Source organism: Streptomyces sp. HUAS ZL42, assembly GCF_040782645.1.
Classification (GTDB): Bacteria; Actinomycetota; Actinomycetes; order Streptomycetales; family Streptomycetaceae; genus Streptomyces.
In genome coordinates, this window is sequence record NZ_CP160403.1 from 6,434,574 (window position 1) to 6,455,969 (window position 21,396).

14 protein-coding genes and 2 pseudogenes are annotated in these 21,396 nt (G+C 71.3%); 7 read left to right on the top strand and 9 right to left on the bottom strand.

The window, feature by feature from the left end:
- Positions 1-77: 77 nt before the first annotated feature.
- From ABZO29_RS29425 to ABZO29_RS29445, 5 genes are all read left to right on the top strand, one after another.
- Positions 78-1,460 (top strand): glycine--tRNA ligase, encoded by a 1,383-nt coding sequence (locus ABZO29_RS29425; protein WP_367323185.1) that lies wholly within the window; start codon positions 78-80, stop codon positions 1,458-1,460.
- A gap of 155 nt (positions 1,461-1,615) precedes the next feature.
- Complete coding sequence (locus tag ABZO29_RS29430) at positions 1,616-2,542, top strand: DUF4394 domain-containing protein (RefSeq protein WP_367323186.1); 927 nt, start codon at positions 1,616-1,618, stop codon at positions 2,540-2,542.
- Between the two features lie 92 nt (positions 2,543-2,634).
- Positions 2,635-3,246 carry a LysE family translocator gene (locus ABZO29_RS29435; protein ID WP_367323187.1) on the top strand — a complete coding sequence of 204 codons (612 nt, stop codon included), beginning with the start codon at positions 2,635-2,637 and terminating at the stop codon, positions 3,244-3,246.
- Between the two features lie 80 nt (positions 3,247-3,326).
- Positions 3,327-4,346 carry an aldo/keto reductase gene (locus tag ABZO29_RS29440; RefSeq protein ID WP_367323188.1) on the top strand — a complete coding sequence of 340 codons (1,020 nt, stop codon included), beginning with the start codon at positions 3,327-3,329 and terminating at the stop codon, positions 4,344-4,346.
- Between the two features lie 29 nt (positions 4,347-4,375).
- Positions 4,376-4,963 (top strand): TetR family transcriptional regulator, encoded by a 588-nt coding sequence (locus ABZO29_RS29445; RefSeq protein ID WP_367323189.1) that lies wholly within the window; start codon positions 4,376-4,378, stop codon positions 4,961-4,963.
- 183 nt (positions 4,964-5,146) lie between these two features.
- On the opposite strand, the gene ABZO29_RS29450 is transcribed toward ABZO29_RS29445, so the two are convergent.
- The 3 genes and pseudogenes from ABZO29_RS29450 to ABZO29_RS29460 form a co-directional block, all read right to left on the bottom strand.
- Positions 5,147-6,307 (bottom strand): serine hydrolase domain-containing protein, encoded by a 1,161-nt coding sequence (locus ABZO29_RS29450; RefSeq protein WP_367323190.1) that lies wholly within the window; start codon positions 6,305-6,307, stop codon positions 5,147-5,149.
- 76 nt (positions 6,308-6,383) lie between these two features.
- Entirely contained in the window at positions 6,384-6,590 is a 207-nt protein-coding gene (locus ABZO29_RS29455; protein WP_367323191.1) for a hypothetical protein, read from the bottom strand.
- A 135-nt stretch (positions 6,591-6,725) separates the two neighbouring features.
- Positions 6,726-7,143 (bottom strand): annotated as a pseudogene (locus ABZO29_RS29460) (MFS transporter); the annotation flags it as partial.
- A gap of 38 nt (positions 7,144-7,181) precedes the next feature.
- Between ABZO29_RS29460 and ABZO29_RS29465 the strand changes: the two are divergent.
- A pseudogene (locus tag ABZO29_RS29465) lies at positions 7,182-7,618 on the top strand (XRE family transcriptional regulator); the annotation flags it as partial.
- Positions 7,619-7,620: 2 nt separating this feature from the next.
- On the opposite strand, the gene ABZO29_RS29470 reads toward ABZO29_RS29465, so the two are convergent.
- From ABZO29_RS29470 to ABZO29_RS29480, 3 genes are all read right to left on the bottom strand, one after another.
- Positions 7,621-9,213 (bottom strand): diguanylate cyclase, encoded by a 1,593-nt coding sequence (locus ABZO29_RS29470; protein WP_367323192.1) that lies wholly within the window; start codon positions 9,211-9,213, stop codon positions 7,621-7,623.
- Between the two features lie 9 nt (positions 9,214-9,222).
- Positions 9,223-11,997, bottom strand: a complete 2,775-nt coding sequence (locus ABZO29_RS29475) for a response regulator (RefSeq protein WP_367323193.1) — start codon at positions 11,995-11,997, stop codon at positions 9,223-9,225.
- Positions 11,998-13,204: 1,207 nt separating this feature from the next.
- Entirely contained in the window at positions 13,205-14,650 is a 1,446-nt protein-coding gene (locus ABZO29_RS29480; protein ID WP_367323194.1) for an MFS transporter, read from the bottom strand.
- A gap of 64 nt (positions 14,651-14,714) precedes the next feature.
- Between ABZO29_RS29480 and dusB the strand changes: the two genes are divergently transcribed.
- Entirely contained in the window at positions 14,715-15,854 is a 1,140-nt protein-coding gene (dusB, locus tag ABZO29_RS29485; RefSeq protein ID WP_367323195.1) for a tRNA dihydrouridine synthase DusB, read from the top strand.
- On the opposite strand, the gene ABZO29_RS29490 is transcribed toward dusB, so the two are convergent.
- The 3 genes from ABZO29_RS29490 to ABZO29_RS29500 form a co-directional block, all read right to left on the bottom strand.
- The gene (locus ABZO29_RS29490) at positions 15,855-17,525 is read right to left on the bottom strand and encodes a CDP-alcohol phosphatidyltransferase (protein ID WP_367326285.1); all 1,671 of its coding nucleotides are present in this window, start codon (positions 17,523-17,525) and stop codon (positions 15,855-15,857) included. It abuts the gene before it with no gap.
- 485 nt (positions 17,526-18,010) lie between these two features.
- Entirely contained in the window at positions 18,011-19,948 is a 1,938-nt protein-coding gene (locus ABZO29_RS29495) for a glycogen debranching N-terminal domain-containing protein (RefSeq protein WP_367323196.1), read from the bottom strand.
- Positions 19,945-21,396, bottom strand: a complete 1,452-nt coding sequence (locus ABZO29_RS29500; RefSeq protein ID WP_367323197.1) for a hypothetical protein — start codon at positions 21,394-21,396, stop codon at positions 19,945-19,947. Before ABZO29_RS29500 ends, ABZO29_RS29495 begins: the two co-directional genes overlap by 4 nt.

The following is a 21,396-nucleotide window of genomic DNA, read 5'->3' on the forward strand; positions in this document are numbered from 1 at the left end:
GAGCCTGCGCCGGTACCCTGAAGCATTCGCTGGAAGCATCTCGCTTCGTCGCCCGTCGTCGTAATGAAGAGAGCACCGTGGCCGCCGACAAGATCGACACCATCGTCAGCCTGAGCAAGCGCCGTGGCTTCGTATTCCCCTGCAGTGAGATCTACGGCGGCCAGCGCGCCGCCTGGGACTACGGACCGCTGGGTGTCGAGCTCAAGGAGAACATCAAGCGCCAGTGGTGGCGCTACATGGTGACGTCGCGCGAGGACGTGGTCGGTATCGACTCGTCCGTGATCCTGGCCCCCGAGGTCTGGGTCGCCTCCGGCCACGTCGCCACCTTCACGGACCCGCTGACCGAGTGCACCTCCTGTCACAAGCGGTTCCGCGCGGACCACCTGGAGGAGGCGTACGAGGCCAAGCACGGCCGCCTGCCGGAGAACGGCCTCGCGGACGTCAACTGCCCGCACTGCGGTAACAAGGGCCAGTTCACCGAGCCCAAGCAGTTCTCGGGTCTCCTCTCCACCCACCTCGGCCCCACACAGGACAGCGGCTCCATCGCCTACCTGCGTCCCGAGACCGCCCAGGGCATCTTCACCAACTTCGCCCTGGTGCACACCGCTTCGCGCAAGAAGCCCCCGTTCGGCATCGCGCAGATGGGCAAGTCCTTCCGCAACGAGATCACGCCCGGCAACTTCATCTTCCGCACCCGCGAGTTCGAGCAGATGGAGATGGAGTTCTTCGTCAAGCCGGGCGAGGACGAGAAGTGGCACGAGTACTGGATGGAGCAGCGCTGGAACTGGTACACCGGCCTGGGTCTCCGTGAGGAGAACATGCGCTGGTACGACCACCCGCAGGAGAAGCTCTCCCACTACTCCAAGCGCACCGCCGACATCGAGTACCGCTTCCAGTTCGGCGGCAACGAGTGGGGCGAGCTCGAGGGTGTCGCGAACCGCACGGACTACGACCTGGGGGCCCACTCGAAGGCGTCGGGCCAGGACCTCTCCTACTTCGACCAGGAGGCCGGCGAGCGCTGGACCCCGTACGTCATCGAGCCCGCGGCCGGTGTCGGCCGCACCATGCTGGCCTTCCTGCTCGACGCCTACGTCGAGGACGAGGCGCCGAACGCCAAGGGCAAGATGGAGAAGCGCACGGTGCTGCGCCTCGACCACCGCCTCGCTCCCGTGAAGGTCGCGGTCCTGCCGCTTTCGCGCAACCCCGAGCTGTCCCCGAAGGCCAAGGGCCTCGCCCAGGCGCTGCGCCAGCACTGGAACATCGAGTTCGACGACGCCGGCGCCATCGGCCGCCGCTACCGCCGCCAGGACGAGATCGGCACGCCGTACTGCGTGACGGTCGACTTCGACACGCTGGACGACAACGCGGTGACGGTACGCGAGCGTGACTCGATGAAGCAGGAGCGGGTGTCGCTGGACCAGATCGAGGGCTACCTGGCCGGCCGCCTCCTGGGCTGCTAGGACACAGGGTCGTTCGAAAACCCCGGTTCCGTTACGGACGTAACAGACGTAACGAAACCGGGGTTTTTCCCATCCCGGACACATACGGCTCCGAAGGAGAGGTCATGCGCGGCCCGCAGCGGGCGGGCGCGGCAACGAACACTCACGGGGGCATCATGCGCAAGCAAGCAGTCGTCGGCGCGGCCGTCCTGGCCCTGGCCATCGGTTCCGTCGGCTACGTGGCGGCGAGCGGCCAGGAGCAGCAGCCCGACTCCTCCGCGGCGATCTCCGTCCAGTCCGGCTCCGGCTCCGGAGCCGGGACCGGACCGGCGGCGGGCGACCGGCTCGCCGCGATCGGCCTGACCGGCGACCAGCGCCTCGTCCGCTTCCGCCTCGACCGGCCCGGCACCGTGCTGCCGCTGGGCAGGGTGAACGGCCTCAAGGGCGACACCAGGCTGGTCGGCATCGACTACCGGGTGCAGAACAACAAGCTGTACGGCGTCGGCGACAAGGGCGGCATCTACACCCTCCGCGAGATCGGCGCCAGGGCCACCAAGGTCTCCCAGCTGAGCGTCGCCCTGCAGGGGAGCCGCTTCGGCGTCGACTTCAACCCCGCCGCCAACCGGCTGCGCGTCATCAGCGACACCGGACAGAACCTCCGCCACAACATCGACGACCCGGCCGGCGCGCCCGCCGCGGGCACCACCGCCGTCGACGGCACCCTGACCAACCCGCCCGTCCCGCCCGCCACCACCGTTGCCACGGCGACGGGCGTGACCGGCGCGGCGTACACGAACAACGACCTGGACACCGCGACGGCCACCACCCTCTTCGACCTCGACACCGCCCAGGACCGCATCTCCGTCCAGTCCCCGGCCAACGCAGGCAACCTCGCCCCCACCGGCGGGCTCGGCGTCGATGTGCCGGGCAACTCCGGCTTCGACATCTACAGCTCGGCGAACACGGGCACCAACACCGGCTACGCGGTGACGGGTTCCCGCGCCTACCGGGTCAACCTGCTGACCGGCAGGGCGACTTCCACCGGCTCCTTCCCGAAGGCACGCAAGGTCGTGGACCTGGCGATCCCGCTGCGACAGGGCTGAGCGTCCTCCCCGGAGGGCCGTTGATTGGTCCTCCATGGAGCCGGGGGATTGGCCCTGGGCAGGCGATCACCGGGAGCGGCACCGTGACCCCCATGAGCATCGCCTTCCTGCTGACCACCCTCGTGGTCGTCGCCACCCCCGGCACCGGAGTCGTCTACACCCTCGCCGCAGGTCTGTCCCGCGGCCGCCGCGCGAGTGTCGTGGCGGCCGTCGCCTGCACTCTCGGCATCGTTCCGCACATGCTGGCCACCGTCACCGGCGTCGCGGCGCTGCTGCACGCGAGTGCGACGGCGTTCCAGGTCCTCAAGTACGCCGGTGTCGCCTACCTCCTGTACATGGCGTGGGCCACGGTGAAGGACAAGGAGGCGATCACCGTCGACGGGGACACCGCGCCGCTCTCCGCGGGCCGGGTCATCGTCCGGGGCGTTCTGATCAACATCCTCAACCCGAAGCTGACGATCTTCTTCTTCGCCTTCCTGCCGCAGTTCGTGGACCCGGACGAGCCGCACGCGGTCCTGCGGATGCTGGGGCTCGGCGGTGTCTTCATGCTGGCCACCTTCGTCGTCTTCGCCGCGTACGGCGTCCTCGCGGCCTCGGTCCGCAGCCACGTCACCTCACGGCCGCGCGTGATGACGTGGCTGCGGCGGAGCTTCGCGGGGTCGTTCGTGGCGCTGGGGGCGAAGCTCGCGTTCACCGCCCGCTAGCCAGGCCGGCCTCGACGTCGACTGACAGATATCAGCTGACAGATATTGAAATCTGTCAGCTGATATGCCAGGGTGGACGCATGACGATGCAAACGCGCTCTCTCGGAACCACCGGCCCTCAGGTCTCCGCCCTGGGTCTCGGCTGCATGGGCATGTCCGCGCTGTACGGCGCCGCCGACCGGGCCGAGTCGATCGCCACCGTCCACGCCGCCCTGGAGGCCGGCGTGACCCTGCTCGACACCGGCGACTTCTACGGCATGGGCCACAACGAACTGCTGATCGGCGAGGCCCTGCGCTCCGCCCCGGCGGCCCTGCGCGAACAGGCCCTGGTCAGCGTGAAGTTCGGCGCGCTGCGCGACCCGGACGGCGGCTGGTCCGGATACGACGGCCGCCCCGCCGCCGTGAAGAACTTCGCCGCGTACTCCCTCCAGCGCCTCGGCGTGGACCACATCGACGTGTACCGGATCGCCCGCCTCGACCCCGACGTACCCATCGAGGAGACGGTCGGCGCGATCGCGGAACTGGTCGAGAAGGGGTATGTGCGGCACATCGGCCTGAGCGAGGTCGACGCCGACACGATCCGCCGGGCCGCCGCCACCGCCCCGATCAGCGACCTGCAGATCGAGTACTCCCTCATCTCCCGCGGCATCGAGGAGTCGGTCCTGCCGACCACCCGTGAACTCGGCATCGCCATCACGGCGTACGGCGTCCTCTCCCGCGGCCTGATCTCCGGGCACTTCACCCCCGACCGGCAGCTCGCCGCCAACGACTTCCGGGCCTTCTCGCCCCGCTTCCAGGGCGACAACCTCCGGCACAACCTGAACCTGGTCGAGGCGCTGCGCAAGATCGCCGAGCAGAAGGGCGTGAGCGTCGCGCAGATCGCCATCGCCTGGGTACTCTCACGGGGCTCGCAGCACGGCAACGACATCGTGCCGCTGGTCGGCGCGCGCACCCGGGAGCGGCTGGCGGAGTCCCTCGGCGCGCTGGACGTCACGCTGGACGCCGCCGACCTCACGGCGATCGAGGAGGCGGTCCCGGCGGGCGCCGCCGCGGGCGACCGCTACCCGGCCGCGCAGATGAACCACCTCGGCACCAAGTAGTGGCCAAGAGGCCGGGTACGGTCTCCCTCATGGCACCGACCAGCGAGATCCTGACCGCCGAGCGCATCCTCGAGGCGACCGAGGAGGTGCTGCGCCGCCACGGCCCGGCGAAGGCCACCGTGGTGGACGTGGCCCGCGCGCTCGGTGTCAGCCACGGCAGCGTCTACCGCCACTTCCGTACGAAGGCGGCGCTGCGGGAGGCGGTGACGAAGCGCTGGCTGGACCGCACGTCGGACCACCTCGCCGTCATCGTCGCCGAGGACCGCGACCCGCAGGCCCGGCTGCGCGACTGGCTCGCGGCCCTGTTCGAGGCCAAGCGCCGCAAGGCGGGCGACGACCCCGAGCTGTTCGCCACGTACTCGGTGCTGACCGGCGAGACCGGCGACGCGGTCGCCGAACACATCGCCGACCTGACCGCCCAGCTGACGGAGATCATCGGAGCGGGCGCACAGTCGGGCACGTTCACCACCCCGGACCCGGCGACGGCCGCCCGCGCGGTCTTCCAGGCAACGGCCCGCTTCCACGACCCGTGCCACGCCCGGGAATGGGAACAGCCGGGCATCGAGGAGGAGTTCACGGCGGTGGTGGATCTGCTGGTGCGGGGGCTGCGCGGCTGAGCGCTCCGCTGGACGTGCCGCGGTGTGCCGTCTTCCGACTGCGGCGCCGTCGTGGCTGGTCGCTCCCCCACTCTCGGCTTCGCTCGAGCGGGGGGACCCCCATCGTGGCGGAGCCGCATATCGACACAGCCCCGCGCCCCTTCGGGGCGCTGCCGAACCGCAGCCGACTTCGCCAGGGCCGCGTCAGAGCCCACGGCCGGGGCCGCTCGCCGTGCACCGCCAGAAGTCCCGCATCAGCGGGGTCGGGTGTGGGTCCTCCATCGCCACCTGGGTGAGGAGGATCGTGACCGTCTCGGTGGTGGGGACGAGATGTGCCGTGGTGCCTGTGCCGCCGATCCAGCCGTAGCGGCCCGGGACGTTCCACGGGGCGTTCGGCTCGACGTCGACCTGGGCGCCGTAGCCCCAGCCCTGGCCGTCCAGGAACAGCCTGCCGATCTCGCGCTGGCCGGCCGTGAGGTGGTTGGTGGTCATGCGGCTGACCGAGGTGGGCGTCAGGAGCCGATGGCCGCCCGTTGTGCCGCCGTTCAGCAGCAGGCGGGCGAAGGCCAGCCAGTCGCCGGCCGTGGAGACCAGGCCGCCGGCCCCGGAGGGGAAGACCGGGACGCCGCTCCACCGGCCGTCCGGGGTGTCCCGGAGTTCGAGGGCGCCCGCCAGGTCGGAACGGTAGTAGCTGGTGAAGCGGTCCCGTTTCGCCGCCGGCACCTCGAAACCCGTGTCCGCCATGCCCAGCGGCTCGAACAGCCGCTCCGCCAGGAACTCGGGCAGCGGACGGCCCGCGACCCGGGCGATCAGCACGCCCTGCAGGTCGGAGCAGGTGTTGTACAGCCAGGCCTCGCCCGGCTGGTACAGCAGAGGTACGCGGGACAGGTCCGCCAGCCACGCGTCCGGCGGTGGGAAGGCGCCCGGGTCGCGCCCGTCCTTCTGCACCTCGAACAGCGCCTGCACCGCGGGGAGCGAGAAGTCCGACGGGAAGCCCCAGCCCGCCCGGGAGCTGAGCAGGTCCTCGACGGTGATGGGACGGTCCGCCGGGACCACGTCGTCGACCGGGCTCGACGGCGTACGCACCACCGTCGGCTTCGCGAGCTCTGGCAGCCACTCGTCGACCGGCGAGTCCAGGCCGATCCGCCCGTCCTCGACCAGCATCAGCACCGCCGCCGCGGTGACCGGCTTGGTGAGCGAGGCGATGCGGAAGACCGAGTCCCGGGCCATCGGCGCGGTGCCGTCGGCGTCCACCGACCCGACGGCCACCACCTCCACGTCGTCGCCCCGGGTCACCAGCCCGACGGCGCCCGGCACCGTTCCGTCGTCGACATACCGTCGCAGGGTGTCGTGCAGAGCGCTCATCGGTCGGCCTTCCGGTCAGCAGCAGTCGTCCTGTGTACGACCCCTGCCGCGGCGGAAAGTCATCGGTCGGGCTGTGCTACGCCTCCGACGGGTCCACCGTCGCCTGATGCGCCTCGGCCAGATGCTCCTCCGCCTTCAGCCAGGGCAGGAACTGCGCTCCCTTGCGCCAGCCGCACGTGTCACATCTGATCGTGCGCTGGACTCCCGTGCGCTGCACTCGGACCACGTGCTCCCGTCCGTGCTGGTCCCAGCGGCTCACCTTGCTCGTGTTGATCTGCAGCATGACGTCTCCAGTGGCCGGCTACAGGCAAACCTCTCCGTTCGCGCAGCAAGGAGTGTGCAGCAAGACCAACATCAACAGGGGATCCTTCACGGTGAGTTGTCCAAGCTGTGGCCAAGGCAACGGTCCTGCTCGGCCGATCGTCCGCGGCAGCCGCAGGCTGAGCAGTCCGGTCAGTGCCACCCCCGCCAGCTGGACCAGGAGCGTCGTCACCAGGTCGTTCCGCATGCCCATGCCCGGGATCAGGGAGAGGAAGAGCGTGCCCAGGGTGGCCACGCCCAGGGCCAGGGCCGACTGCTGGGCGGTGGTCAGCACTCCGCTGGACACGCCCGCCCGGGCGGGCGGCACCTCAAAGAGGACGACCCGGAAGAGGACCGGGAGTTGGAGCGCCTGACCTGCGCCGGCGACCGCGGCCCCCGGGGAGGAGTTCGACGAAACCGAAGTCCGGCCAGGAGCGCCAGGCAGCCAGGGCCATCAGCCCCACGCCCACTCCCTGGACCAGTGCGCCCGCCGTCACCCCGCGCGTGCCGTACCGGGCGACCAGCCGCGGACCGGCGCCCCAGCGAGCGGGCCCACCTCTTCCAGCCGGCCGTCTACAACCGCACGTACGGCTTGCTCCTGTGCGACCTGGACGCGGTGCCGCCCGAGGAGTGGGCGTCGTCGATCGTGCATCTCGAGGAGACCCGGCGTCTCATGGCCGCCCGCTTCCGCGCCACGATGGCCGGCCATCTCGGTGAGCCCGCCTGGAAGGTGCTGCTGAAGCGGCTGCGCGCGGAGTCGCCGGGTTCTGCGCGGCCTGGGACCGCCACGAGGTCGTCGCCCACCGCACCAAGCGCAAGGAGTTCCGCAACCGCCACGTCGGCCGCATCACCGTCGACCACACCGATCTGTGGATCGGCCCGCAGGCGGGGCCCCGGATGGTGACGTACGTGCCGTCGGACGAGGAGTCCCGCGAGCGGTTGGAGAGGCTGCACGCGATCGCGCTGGAGCGGGAGGCCCGGGGACCGGGGCGGGAGGCCCGGACGACCTGATCTCACCGGTGTCGGGTCCGGTCGGCGCCCTGGGGCGCCGTGGCGGACGAGTGCCGCGGGGATTCGAAGAAGACCGCCTGGTTCTTGCCCGCCGTCTTCGCCCTGTACAGGGCGGTGTCGGCGTCCCGCAGCGCTTCCGCGGGGGTGGTCGGCCGGGTGACGCGCCGCACCCCGACGCTCGTCGTCACGTCGGCCGAGTGGCCGTGGGCGAGGACGAACGGGTCCTGGAAGGAGTCGAGGATCCGCGTGACGTAATGGTGCAGTGTCCTCGCGTCCACGCCCTCCACGAGGAGCGCGAACTCGTCCCCGCCGAGCCTGGCCACCAGGTCCTGCTCGCGGACCCTGCCCATCAGCCGCTGCGCGACGTCGACCAGGAGTTCGTCGCCGGCGGGATGCCCCAGCGTGTCGTTGACCTCCTTGAAGCCGTCGAGATCGAGGATCACCAGTCCGGCGGAGGACTCGGCCGAGCACCGTACGAGAGCGGACTCCAGGCGGTCGTTCAGCAGTGCCCGGTTGGCCAGCCCCGTCAAGGGGTCATGGGTCGCCTGATGGCTCAGCTGTTTCTGGAGCTCCGCCTGCTCGCGCAGGGACGCGGCCAGCGCCTGGGCCCGCGTTCGCGCTTCGGCGGCCCTGACCTGGGCGTACTGGGCCAGGAACACGACGCGCAGCACCAGCAGCAGCGACAGGCCGGCCATCATGGCGACGATCACCGTGACGTTCACGGGCTGGGCCCGGATGCCACCGACATCGGCCACCACGATCAGCGGCCCCATCAGAATGAGCCCGATGAGGATCGACTGCCGCCCGCGGGACAGCCTCTCCTGCTCGTACGCCAACCGCGACGGCCGGGCGACGGAGGAGTGCAGCGCCGCCAGCCCCAGCAGGACGGACGAGAGCATCCAGCCCACTTCGGAAACGTCCTCCGCGATCGCGGTGCCCGTCGTCGCCATCGTTCCGTAGTAGAGGCCGTCGGCAGCGAGCAGGACCAGCAGCCAGCCGATGCACAGAACGAGCGACGGCGTGCGTGTGCCGGTGGTCAGCATCAGCCGCGCGGTCACCGACAACAGCACCATGTCGGTGACCGGATAGGCGATCGACACCGCGAGCGGCCACGCGGACAGCTCGCTGCGCAGGAAGGGGGCGATGATGAACGCCCAGGCCAAAGTGGCGAACCCCAGGGTGACGATTCCCGCGTCCAGCAGCCCCACCCAGTGCAGCCGGCCCGCCTGCTGCCGGGCCAGCGTCAACAGGCCCGCGGCGAACAACACGTAGGTGCCCAGGTAGAGCATGTCCGCCAGACCCGGGAAGGGCACCTCCGTGCCGTGCATCTGGTAGAGCCCCCAGATCATGTCCGCCGCCGCGTACGGTGCCATGGCCGCCGCGAACAGGCACCACGGAAGGACCGAGCGCGGTCTGTTCCTGATCACTCCCACCACGATCGCGAGGACGACCGACGCCTGCACCAGCACGGGCAGCACGTACCGCGCCGTGGAGGAGATCAACAGATAGACGACGATCGCCGCGATCCCCGCCGCCGCGTACGCCCAGGCGACCGCGTCACGGCGGGAGGGCAAGCGGAGTCGAGGGCCGAACACGGCGCGTCCTCATCCGGCTCCGTGGTCGGGCAGCCGGAAGCGGAGCGCCTCGAGGGCACGGCAGGTGCGGTCGAGTTCCTTCTGGAGCTGCGGGGCGGTCCGGGTCAGCGGGGCCGGGTCTCCGGCCCTGGCGTGCTCTTCCAGGTCCCCGCAGCAGGCGGCGAGGCTGTGGGCGCCCAGGTTGCCGGCAGCGCCCTTGAGGCTGTGTGCCTGCTCGGCGATCTCCCGGGTGTCGTGGCGGTCCAGCGCGTGGAAGAGCGCGTTGGTCATCTCGGGGGCCCGGACGAGGAAGTGGTCGATCAGCCTGTCCACCAGTTCGTTCTCCGCCGGGGTGCCGTTGCCGCGCAGTTCGTTCAGCCGGGCCCCGAGGGAGGCGCGAAGCTCCTCGTCCGCCTCGGCGTGGCCGGGGTGGACCCAGCGGGCGAGGGCCTGTTCCAGCTCTTCCTCGGTGACGGGCTTGCAGACGTAGTCGTCCATGCCCGCGGCCAGGCACCGGTCCCGGTCCTCGGCCATGGCGCCGGCGGTCATGGCGATCACCGGCAGGTGGCGGCCGCTGTCCCGTTCCCGGCGGCGCAGTTCCCGGGTGGCGCTGTAGCCGTCCATCCTGGGCATCTGGCAGTCCATCAGCACGGCCTCGTAGTCGTGCTCCTGGGTCATGCGCAGGGCCTCGAGACCGTCGGTGGCGGTGTCCGCGCTGTAGCCGAGCCGGGTGAGCAGGCCCTGGGCGACCATCCGGTTGATCTCGTTGTCCTCGACCAGCAGGAGATGGCCGAGGTGGGCGGGCGGGGAGGCGGTGGGGGCCGGTGCGGCCGGCGCCGTGGTGGCCACCGGCGTCGTCCCGGCGGTGAGTTCGACCAGGGTGTCCATGAGCAGGGACTGCTGGACGGGCTTGGGCACGCTGCGCGCGATGCCGGCCGCCTGCAGTTCGGCGGCGGACAGCGGGGCACCGGAGCTGAGCATGACCAGCCGCAGTCGGCCGATGGTCCGGTCGGTGGTGATCCGGCGCGCGAGCTCCAGGCCGTCCATCTCGGGCATGTGCATGTCCAGAAGAGCCAGATCGAAGGCGCGGCCCGCGGCCGCGGCCTCGTGCAGGGCGACCAGGGCCTCGGGGCCACCGGCGACCATCGTGGGCTGCATGTTCCATCTGCGCAGCAGCGTCTCGAGGATCAGCCGGTTGGTGTCGTTGTCGTCGACCACCAGGACCCGCAGCCCGTCCAGGGCGTCGGGCGGTGGCAGTGGCTGTTCGGGGGCGTCCGGGGTGCGCAGGGGCACGGTGATGAAGAAGGTGCTGCCCTGGCCCAGCCGGCTGGTGACGCCGATGGAGCCGCCCATGGCCTCGCTGAGCCTGCGGCAGATGGCCAGCCCCAGGCCGGTGCCTCCGTAGCGGCGGGTGGTGGAGGCGTCCGCCTGGGAGAAGGCGTCGAACATCCGCTCCTGGTCCGCCTCGGCGATGCCGATGCCGGTGTCGGCCACCTCGAAGCGCAGCCACGGTCCGCTCGCCGCGGAGGCCCGGTCGGGAGCGGGGAGGGCACGGAGGACCACCTCGCCGGACTCGGTGAACTTCACCGCGTTGGACGCGAGGTTGAGCAGGATCTGCCGCAGCCGTGCGGCGTCGCCGAGCACCACCGCGGGCAGGTCGGGATCGCAGTCGCCGATCAGCTCGAGACCCTGGGCCTGGGCGGTCTGCGCGACCAGCGCGACGACCTCCTCCACCAGCGTCCGGGGAGAGAAGGTGATCTCGTCCAGTTCGAGCTTGCCCGCCTCCAGCTTGGAGAAGTCCAGGATGTCGTTGATCAGCGACAGCAGTGCCGAGCCGGCGGCCTGGATGCCCTCGGCGTAGCGGCGCTGCTCGGCATCCAGCGTGGTGCCCAGCAGCAGGTTGCTCAGCCCGATGACCCCGTTCATGGGGGTACGGATCTCGTGGCTCATGGAGGCGACGAACTGCGACTTCGCCTGGGACGCGGCGATCGCCTGGTCGCGGGCCTCGGCGAGCGCGGTCTGGGCCTGCTTGCGCTCGGTGATGTCACGGATGAAGGCGTTGAAGCAGCGCGCCTTCGCCGACTTCAGCCGCCACACCTCGAGTTCGACCGGAATCTCGTGGCCGTCGCGGTGCAGTGCCTCGAATTCGATCCGGCGGCCCAGCACACGGGCCTTTCCGCCGGCCAGAACCCGCTGCAGACCTGCGCTGTGCGCGGCGCGGTACCGCTCGGGGATGATCGTGTCCGTCAGCGGCCGGCCCATCGCCTCGCGATGGGTGAACCCGAACAGCTTCTCGGCGCTCTGGTTCCAGTCGATGACCAGGCCGTCCTCGTCGATGGAGACGAAGGCGTCCCGGGCGGTCTCGATGACCGAACGCGCCTGGTCCTGCAGCAGCCGCAGCGCCTCCTCCCTGCGCCGCTGGCCCTCCGCCTCCCGGACGAACCCCCGCACCTCCAGCGGCTCGCCCGCGGCGTCCCGTACCACCCAGGACGTCGCCTCGATCCATATCGAGTGCCCGTCGGCGTGCCGCATGCGCAGACACACCACCACCCGGCCGTCGCGGAGCAGATCCCGCTCCGCCCACTCGAACTCCTCCACGTCGCCCGGGTGCACCCAGGACTCCACCGACGTCCCGACGATGTCCTCGGCCGGTTTGCCCAGCAGCGTCGCCCCCGCCGCGGAGACCTCCTGGAATACGCCCCCGATCGTCCGCCGGAAGACCATGTCCGGGGAGTTCTTCGACAGCAGCCGAAAGCGCTCCTCGTCGTCGGCCGCGTACTGTCTCGGCGGGTCCGTGGGCTCCATAGGTCTGCCTCCAGATGTCATCCGGCGCGGCGCCGGTGGCTGCACGCCCATGAGCCATGGATGGAGAAATGGCGGAGCTCGAGCGATCCGCCATCCGACACTTCCAGCGAAGAATGAACGACAAAAGATCGCAAATCGAGCCGACGGTTCCCACGCCGAGCCCTGCGGCCTCGCGAAGGCGCGCTGCGTGAAGGTACTGCGGTCGGGTGCGGCGTGCGGGGCGGCCAGGGGGAGTTGGCCGGCGCCGAGGATCAGAACCGCGGATGCGTCGCCGGTGAGGGTCGGCCCGTCGGTGGTTTATACGCTGAGCCCATGTGGCCTCACGAGGGTGCGCTGCGTGAAGGTACTGCGGTCGGGTGCGGCGTGCGGGGGCGGCCAGGGGGAGTTGGCCGGCGCCGAGGATCAGAACCGCGGATGCGTCGCCGGCGAGGTCCGCTGTGCCCGCTGGCGCGGATGGGGCGGCTGGTGATGCGCCGAGGCCGGGGCCGCGGCGCCGCAGTCGGTGAGGGGCCTCCGGGCGGCGGTTTGCACGTCGACGCCTGCGGCGTCGTGCGCCTCCACCGCCGGCAACCATGTGGTCGGCCGGCGCGCCCAGGGGCGCTGGTGAGGCGCGGTGACGGCGCCGAGCGCCAGGGCTGCGAAGCAGCAAGTCGGTGAGAGCCCCCTGCGTACCCGGCTGCTTGAAGCCGTTCAGTGGTCTGCTCCGCGGGCCGTGCGGACAGGGGCCGCTGGTGATGCGCCGACGGCCGGGACTACGGCACCCGCAGCCGATGAAAGCCCCTGGCCGGTGCTTCACACCCCACCGCCCTCCGCCTGGGGTCGTTCGGCGGCCTGTTGTGTTGTTCGGCGTGTCCGGGGCTGCTGGTGAGGGTTCCGAGGGCCGGGGGGTTGGTCCCGCGGTACGAGGGGGTTCCCGGTCGGTGTTTCACGCCCTGGCGCCGCCGCCTTTCGTACCTCTGCTGCTTGGGGTCGTTCGGGGTGTCCGGGGGCTGCTGGTGAGGGTTCCGAGGGCCGGGGGGTTGGTCCCGCGGTACGAGGGGGTTCCCGGTCGGTGTTTCACGCCCTGGCGCCCGCCGCCTCCCGTACGTCCGCCGCCCGGAGTCGTTCGGCGGTCTGTTGGGCTGTTCGGGGCGTCCGGGGCTGCTGGTGAGGGTGCCGAGGGCCGGGGCCTTGGTCCCGCGGCGCGAGGGGGTTCCCGGTCGGTGTTTCACGCCCTGGCGCCCGCCGCCTCCCGTACCTCCGCCGCCCGGAGTCGTTCGGCGGTCTGTTGGGCTGTTCGGCGTGCCCAGGGGCCGCTGGTCAGGGCGCCCAGGATCAGGACCGCGGCGCCGCAGGCGGTGAGGATCCACCAGGCGGGGACGGCGGCGGAGACGAACGCGGCCTTGTACGACGACGAGCCCACGCCCGCCGCCAGCACCGCGCCGATCACCGCGACGCCGAGGGTCTGGCCCAGTTGGCGGCTGGTGGAGGCGACTGCGGCGGCGACGCCGGCCTGGGTGCGGGGCATGCCCGAGACGGCCGTGTTGGTGACGGGGGCGTTGACGAAGCCGAAGCCGACGCCGAAGAGGGCGTAGCCGATGAAGAGGGTGACGTCGGACGTCTCGGCGTCGAAGACGGCGAACAGGGCGCTGCTCGCGGTCATCGCGACGCCCGCGATCAGCAGGGGCAGGCGCGGGCCCCGGGCTCCGACCAGGCGGCCGGCGAGCGGGGCGCACAGGAACGTAGGGACCGCCATCGGGAGCATCCACAGACCCGCGTGCAGGGCGTTCAGACCACGCACGTTCTGCAGGTAGAGCGTGGACAGGAACAGGAAGCCGCCCAGCGCCGCGAACGCGCTGATCGCGATCACCGTGGCCCCGCTGAACGGTGCCGAGCGGAAGAAGCGCAGGTCGATGAGGGGTTCGTCGCGGCGGGGTTCGTACCTGAGGAGCGCGAGCAGCGCCACGACCGCCACGGTCGCGAAGGGCAGGATCGTCGTGAAGCCCGACTCCGGCGCCTCGATGATCGCGTACGTCAGGGAGCCGAACAGCGCGATCACCAGGACCTGTCCGACCGGGTCGGGGCGGCGGGCCTTCGGTGCGCGGGACTCGGGGACGTACCGCAGGGTGAGCAGGAGCGCGGCGAGGCCCACCGGCAGGTTGATCCAGAAGATCGAGCGCCACCCGACCGACTCCACCAGCAGGCCACCCACCAGCGGACCCGCGGCCATGGATATGCCGACCACCGCTCCCCAGACGCCGATGGCCCTCGCCCGCTCGCGCGGCTCGGTGAACGTGTTGGTGATGATCGACATCGCGACCGGGTTCAGCATCGAACCGCCGACCGCCTGCACCATGCGGAAGGCGACCAGCAGGTCCAGGTTCGGCGCGAGCGAGCACAGCACCGAGCCCGCGGTGAAGACGATCAGGCCGCTCATGAAGACGCGCTTGCGGCCGACGCGGTCGGCCGTGGAGCCCGCGAGCATCAGCAGCGAGGCGAGCACCAGCGTGTACGCGTCGATCGTCCACTGCAGACCCGACGTACTCGCGTGCAGCTCGCGCTGCATCGCGGGCAGCGCCACGTTCAGGACGGTGACGTCGAGGCTGACGATCAGCAGGCTCATGCAGCAGATCGCGAGGACGAGCAGACGTCGGCGGTGACTGAGCTCGGGCATGTGTGGATAGTACGCCTAACTAATTATTTTCGCCGCACCCCGTCCGGTACGTGAGAATGGGTGGATGCCCGCGACCCCCTCGCTGCTCCGGATCGGCCCGCACACCGTCCAGCCGCCCGTCGTCCTGGCCCCCATGGCCGGGATCACCAACGCGCCCTTCCGCACCCTGTGCAGAGAGTTCAGCAGTGGCAAGGGCCTCTTCGTGAGCGAGATGATCACGACCCGGGCGCTGGTCGAGCGCAACGAGAAGACCATGCAGCTGATCCAGTTCGACGCGAGCGAGCAGCCGCGCTCGATCCAGCTGTACGGCGTCGACCCGGCGACCGTCGGCAAGGCCGTCCGCATGATCGCGGAGGAGGACCTCGCCGACCACATCGACCTGAACTTCGGCTGCCCGGTGCCGAAGGTGACCAGGAAGGGCGGCGGTTCCGCCCTCCCGTACAAGCGCAACCTGCTGCGGGCGATCCTGCGCGAGGCGGTGTCGGGCGCCGGTGACCTCCCGGTGACCATGAAGATGCGCAAGGGCATCGACGACGACCACATCACCTACCTCGACGCCGGGCGCATCGCCGTCGAGGAGGGCGTCACGGCCATCGCCCTGCACGGCCGTACGGCCGCCCAGCACTACGGCGGCACGGCCGACTGGGACGCGATCGCCCGGCTGAAGGAGCACGTGCCGGAGATCCCCGTGCTCGGCAACGGCGACATCTGGTCCGCCGAGGACGCGCTGCGGATGGTGCGGGAGACGGGGTGCGACGGGGTCGTGGTCGGGCGCGGGTGCCTGGGCCGGCCGTGGCTGTTCGCGGACCTGGTGGCGGCCTTCGAAGGCCGTACGGACTTCGTGCGTCCCACCCTCCGCGAGGTCGCCGACGTCATGGTCCGCCACGCCACCCTGCTCGGCGAGTGGATCGGCGACGAGTCCCGCGGGGTCATCGACTTCCGCAAGCACGTGGCCTGGTACCTCAAGGGCTTCGCGGTCGGCTCCGAGATGCGCAAGCGGCTGGCGATCACGTCCACCCTCGAGGACCTCCGCGCCGGACTCGACGAACTGGACCTCGACCAGCCCTGGCCCGCCGGTGCCGACGGGCCCCGCGGCCGTACGTCCGGCAACAACCGTGTGGTGCTGCCGGACGGCTGGCTGAAGGACCCGTACGACTGCGCGGGCGTCGGCGAGGACGCGGAGCTGGACACGTCGGGCGGTTGATCAGCCCGACGGGTGCGGAGTGGACCCGTACGCCGTCAGGAAGCGGTCGCGGAAGGAACTCATCTTCCAGACCGGGGCGTTGTGGGCCGGCCTGAGGCCGTCCGTCCAGTTCCACCCGGCGATCTTGTCGAGGACCTTCGGGTCCTTGGCGACGATCGAGATGGGCACGTCACGGCTGGCGTGGTTGCCGCTGACCCGGGAGATGGGCTGGTGGTCGCCGAGGAAGACCAGGACGGTGTCGTCGCTGCCGTAGCGCTCCAGCCACTGGGTGAGGGCGGTCACCGAGTACTCGACGGACCTGCCGTACTCCTGCCGCGACTTCGTGGTGTCGGCGATGACGTCCTCGGCCTTGTGTCCGGCCTGCTCGATGCCGGCGAACACCGAACCGTCACCCAGTTCGTCCCAGCCGACCATCCTCGGGATCGGCGCCCAGGGCTGGTGGCTGGAGGTCAGGATGATCTCCGACATCAGCGGCTTGTCGCGCGTCCTGCCGTGCTCCAGACGCTGGAAGGCCTCCAGCGCGTACTGGTCGGGCATGGTCGACCAGCTGAACTTCGGGCCCCGGTAGCCCATCTCGAAGGCGTTGTAGACCTTGTCCAGGCCGTAGTACTTCTGCTCCGGCCAGGCCTTCTGCACCCCGGGCATCACGCCGACCGTGTCCCAGGCGCCCGTCTTCTGGAAGATCTTGGTGAGGCTGAGATGGTCGCTGGACATGACCGTGCGGTAGCGCTGCTGGTTGTCGATCCACAGTCCCGACAGGGTGGTGGAGTGGCCGAGCCAGCTGCTGCCGCCGTAGGTCGCCGACGTCAGCCAGCCGCTCTTGGCGTGGAAGCCGGCCTTCTCCAGCGACCGCGTGCTCGCGGCGAGCGTCCTGTCGACGCCGGGCGCCATGACCGGGTCCTCGATCGCGCTGCGGCCGTAGCTCTCGATGAACGTGAGGATCACGTCCTTGCCGCGCAGATCGGGCACCAGCTGGGCGGCGGGCGTGTTGCCGAAGGTGTCCCTCCCGGCCTCCTTCCCGAACGCCGCCTCGTCCCGCAGGGTGTCCCGGATCGTCCGCGCCTGGACCTTCAGGGCGCCGGCCGTGTGCTGGGAGGCGATCGGGACGCCGGCGATCTGGAGGTTGAGGGCGGTGCAGGTGATCCAGACCGTGCCGACGATCAGTGTGGCCCTCGACGCCCCGGCCCGGTGGCGGGCCAGCAGGTTGCCGAGCCGGACCGTGGCCAGCGCCACCAGGACGATCAGGAGGACGACGAGGGCGACGGCGCCCACGGTGATGCCGAGCGTGGCCGCCTCGCCGAGGGAGTCCTTCAGGTACGACTGGGCGTCGTCGAGCAGACCCCAGTCCAGGACGACGTTGAACGGCCGGCCGAGGTAGTCCCAGAAACCCATGTCCAGGACGTTCAGCAGGGTCATCGCACCGAGCAGCGCACCGGCGAACGCCGAGACGGCGATCCGCGCCCGGCGCGGCAGGCTGAGCAGCACGACCGCACCCATGACCGCCTCGGCGGGCAGCCGCATGAACGCGACGGGCTTCAGGGCGGCGAGCGTGTTCGGTACCTGCAGACAGACGAAGACGAGGAGGGCGCAGAGGAGGGTGGTGGCGAAGTAGAGGACACGGGCGGCCCCGGGGTGCCGGGTCCGCCAGCCGTACCAGGGCAGCCACCGCAGGAAACCCGACCGCTTACCGGGCTCGGCCCCGGGCTCCGGCTCGGCGGACACCGCCTCGGGTGCGTCCTCTTCGGCCGGTACGGCTTCGGCCTCTTCGGCCAGGGCCTCGGGAGCGACCTCCGGCTCGGCGTCCTCGGCCGGCGCCGCACCGGCCGAGGTCGCCTCCCCCTCGATCACATCCGTCCCGCTCTTCGCCGTCGAAACCGCTTCCGTGGTCTCCTCGGAACCGTCCTCGTCCACCGCGCCGGAACCGCCCGTTCCACTGGCGTCCGGCGGCAGAACCTCGTCCTCGACCACCCCGGCCCTTCCCGGTGACTGGCGTGTACTGGTGTGCTGGGGCAACGGAGGTCCTTCCGTGCGTGACCCTGACGGAGTGGCGGGCCACGTCGGGGAGGTTCGGCCCGCCATCATCCCGTACGGGCCGCCTCCCGCGCCTGTTCACGGAACTGGGCAAACACCGGGCAAACGCCTCGTCAACACTCTCGCTACGCCCCTCCGACCGCCGTGAGCAGGGCCAGCGGAGCCGCCGCCGACCTCGACTCGCGTACGCACGCGTGCGGGTACGGCACCGGCTCCCCGTGCGTCTCACGGCCGTATCCCGCGAGCACCTCCGGCAGCCGGTGTCCCGTGGCCGTCGCCGCGTCGACGAGACCGTGGGCGACCGTGCGGGCCTCGTCGTGCAGGCCGTAGCGGGCGAGTCCCAGCGTGATCAGCGCGTTGTCGTGCGGCCAGACCGAACCCCGGTGGTACGACAGCGGGTGGTACGCCGGCTGCCCGGCCGCCAGTGTGCGCACGCCCCAGCCCGAGAAGAAGTCCGGTTCCAGCAGACGGCGGCCGACGACCTTGCCGTACTCCTTGTCGAGGAGCCCGGACCACAGCAGATGCCCGGCGTCCGACGCCAGCGCGTCCACCTGGCGGCCGTTACCGTCCAGCGCGAGCGCCGGGAAGGAGTGCTCCGGCATCCAGAAGTCCCGCTGGAAGCGGTCGCGCAGATCTCCGGCCGCCTGTTCGAGGAGGGCCGCGTAGACCTCGTCCTGCCACACCGTGCGCGAGATCCACGCCGTGCGCCGCAGCGCGTCGTACGCGTACCCCTGGGCTCCCGCCGCCATCACCGGGCCGGCCGGGCGGGTGCCGTCGGCCGAGCAGATCGCGCCGGGGGAGTCCTTCCAGTTCTGGTTGGCGAGGCCGCCCTGGTCGGCGCGGTAGAGCAGGTAGCCGCGCGAGGTCAGCCCGCCGTGGTCGAGCATCCAGCCGATCGCCGCGCGGGCGTTGGGTTCGAGACGGCGGGCCAGGGCCGTGTCGCCGGTCTGCTCGACGTACGCGCCGAGCAGCACCAGGAACAGCGGGGTCGCGTCCACAGAGCCGTAGTACCGCCCGTACGGCACCTGCCCGAAGTGCGCCAGCTCGCCGTGCCGCACCTCGTGCACGATCTTGCCGGGCTGGGCCACCGACTCCGTGCCGGTCTCGGTCGCCTGGACCGCGGCCAGCGCGGCGAGCGTGGCGGCGGCCGGCCGGGGCCGGTAGGGGAGGGCGAACAGCGACGTCAGGAGCGCGTCGCGGCCCAGCAGGGTCAGGAACCACGGAGCCCCCGCCGCCGGTACGCGCAGTTCCTCGCCGTCCGGCCCGGTCGCCGGGACCTGGAGCGAGGCGAGGTCGGCCAGGCCCCGCGCACAGGCCGCAGCCAGCTCGGGCCAGCCCGTAGGGAAGGCCACGCCCTCCACGAACTCGCCCTCGGCGGCGATGAGTTGATCGTTGAGGGCGGCCGGGGAGCGCGGGACCCGCAGGGCGCGCTTCTCGCCGTGCGGGCGCGCCATCACCCGCAGCGTCAGCTCCGCCGTGCCGTGCGGTTCGAGGTCCAGGGTCCAGACGAGACGACGGGCACCGGTGCCGGTCTCCTCGACGCCGTCCGGAGCGGGCTCGGCCGTCACCGTCGTACAGGAGCGCCACTCACCGCGCTGGTACGTGAACTCCACGCCGCTGTCCAGGACCTGGCGGGAGCGGACGGCGCCGATCTTGGCGTATGTGCGGTGGTCGGAGCGCAGTTCGAACTGGTCGGTGAAGTCGGCGTCCGCGGTGACCGCCAGGCGGACCGTCGTCGGCACCGGCCGGTTGCTGGTCACCCGCAGCGACTCCACGAACGAGCCGTCGCCGACGGCCTGTTCACGGAAGAGCGTGTAGGCGGGCGGCTCGTTGCGCCCGCCGCGCGGGACGAGGACGCAGCGCGCGGTGTCCCCGTCCGCGACCGGTGTGAGCGTCTCGGGCACGGCCCCGTCGACCGTCAGCTGCCAACGGCTCAGATGCCGTGCGTCGCGTACGAATAACCCAGCAGGGGAGCCGCCGCCCCGCACGCCGCTGATGTCCCCGCTGTCGCCCACGGCGGCGAACGTCCCGCCGTACACGAGCAGATGATGCCGGTCCGTCATCCCCGGTCGCCTCCTTTGACGCCCTGGTCATTCCTGTCGAATGTGCGGATGCCCATGGGGGACACGCCGTGTCCGGGGCCCGTGTGCAGCAGGTCGAGCGTGAGCGCGGCGGTCCAGCTGAAGCCGGTCGCGCCGCAGGCCTCGCCGGTGTACGGGTCGACGTACTCCGCGAAGTCGGAGGTGTCGGCGATGTCCAGGGCGGCGTCCCGCAGCGCGTCGGCCCGGTCCTGCTCGCCGTGCGTCCGCAGCCCGCGCTCCAGCAGCCACGCCGTGTTGAACCACGCGGGGCCGCGCCAGTAGCGGTGCGGGTCGAAGGCCTCGCCGAGGAGGTCGTAACTCGGCACGAGCCGGGTCGTCACGCCGAGCCCGAAGTGCGCCGAGCCCGCGGTCCGTACGACGGCGGAGGCGATGTCCCGCGGAAGCGTGGGCAGCAGCAGCGGGACCAGGCCGGAGACACTGCGCTCGGGGATCGGCTCCCCGCCCGGCCGCACGCTCCGCACGTCCCGGCAGAAGAACATCCCCTCCGCCGGATCCCACAGCCGCTCGATCAGCGCCGCCGTCAGCCGTTCCGCGCGCGCGTGCCGCGCGGTGCCCGTCGCCCCCAGCTCCTGCGCGATGCGGGCCAGCGCGTGCTCGGAGGCGATCAGCAGGGCGTTGAACGAAGGGTCCTCGACGGCGAACTCGCCGGCTCCGTCCCGGTACTCCCCGTCCCGGTAGTCCGTCGCCAGCCGCACGTACCGCCCGTAGTCCAGATCCGTCGGCCGGTCCTCCGCCGCCCCGTGGTCGAGGTCGGCGCGCCGGAAGGAGCGGGCCGGGGCGGGCGCGACGCGGGACAGCGGGGCGTCCCAGCAGGGGCTGTTGTCCATACCCTGTTCCCAGGGGTGCACGACGGACGCCAGCCCGCCCCCGCCCAGGTCCCGCCGGTGCAGCAGATAGCGGTGCCAGGCGGCCAGCCGGGGATACACCCGGGTGAGGAAGCCGCGTGCCCGCGACAGACCCGGGTCCGCGCAGTGCACCAGCCATGCGGCCAGCGCGTGCACCGGTGGCTGCACGATGCCCGAGGTCTGTACGGTGCGCGGGGCGCCCGCAGCGCGCCCCGCGGTCGAGGAGCGCCAGAAGTCGGGGCTCGGGAAGTACGCGTCGAGCGGCACGGAGGGGTTGAAGACGATGTGCGGGATGCGCCCGTCACCCCACTGGGCGTCGAGCAGCGTCTCCAGCTCCGTCTGTGCCCGCAGCGGCGAGACGTGCCGCAGGCCGATCGCGGTGAACGCCGAGTCCCAGGACCACTGGTGCGGATACAGGCCGCGCGAGGGCACCGTCGAGGTTCCCGTCCAGTTGCCTTCGAGGACGTCCACGGCCCTGAAGTGCAGGGAGCCGGGCACCGGGGGCGGGTCGTATGCAATCTCACGCTTCGCAGCGGGTGCTGTGAGTTGGGCAGTGCGATCCAC

What these genes read in the sequence shown, in the direction of transcription:
- ABZO29_RS29430 (WP_367323186.1), top strand. Translation starts at nt 1,616, where the DNA reads ATGCGCAAGCAAGCAGTCGTCGGCGCGGCCGTCCTGGCCCTGGCCATC.
- ABZO29_RS29435 (WP_367323187.1), top strand. Translation starts at nt 2,635, where the DNA reads ATGAGCATCGCCTTCCTGCTGACCACCCTCGTGGTCGTCGCCACCCCC.
- ABZO29_RS29440 (WP_367323188.1), top strand. Translation starts at nt 3,327, where the DNA reads ATGACGATGCAAACGCGCTCTCTCGGAACCACCGGCCCTCAGGTCTCC.
- ABZO29_RS29445 (WP_367323189.1), top strand. Translation starts at nt 4,376, where the DNA reads ATGGCACCGACCAGCGAGATCCTGACCGCCGAGCGCATCCTCGAGGCG.
- ABZO29_RS29450 (WP_367323190.1), bottom strand. Translation starts at nt 6,307, where the DNA reads ATGAGCGCTCTGCACGACACCCTGCGACGGTATGTCGACGACGGAACG.
- ABZO29_RS29455 (WP_367323191.1), bottom strand. Translation starts at nt 6,590, where the DNA reads ATGCTGCAGATCAACACGAGCAAGGTGAGCCGCTGGGACCAGCACGGA.
- ABZO29_RS29475 (WP_367323193.1), bottom strand. Translation starts at nt 11,997, where the DNA reads ATGGAGCCCACGGACCCGCCGAGACAGTACGCGGCCGACGACGAGGAG.
- ABZO29_RS29480 (WP_367323194.1), bottom strand. Translation starts at nt 14,650, where the DNA reads ATGCCCGAGCTCAGTCACCGCCGACGTCTGCTCGTCCTCGCGATCTGC.
- dusB (WP_367323195.1), top strand. Translation starts at nt 14,715, where the DNA reads ATGCCCGCGACCCCCTCGCTGCTCCGGATCGGCCCGCACACCGTCCAG.
- ABZO29_RS29495 (WP_367323196.1), bottom strand. Translation starts at nt 19,948, where the DNA reads ATGACGGACCGGCATCATCTGCTCGTGTACGGCGGGACGTTCGCCGCC.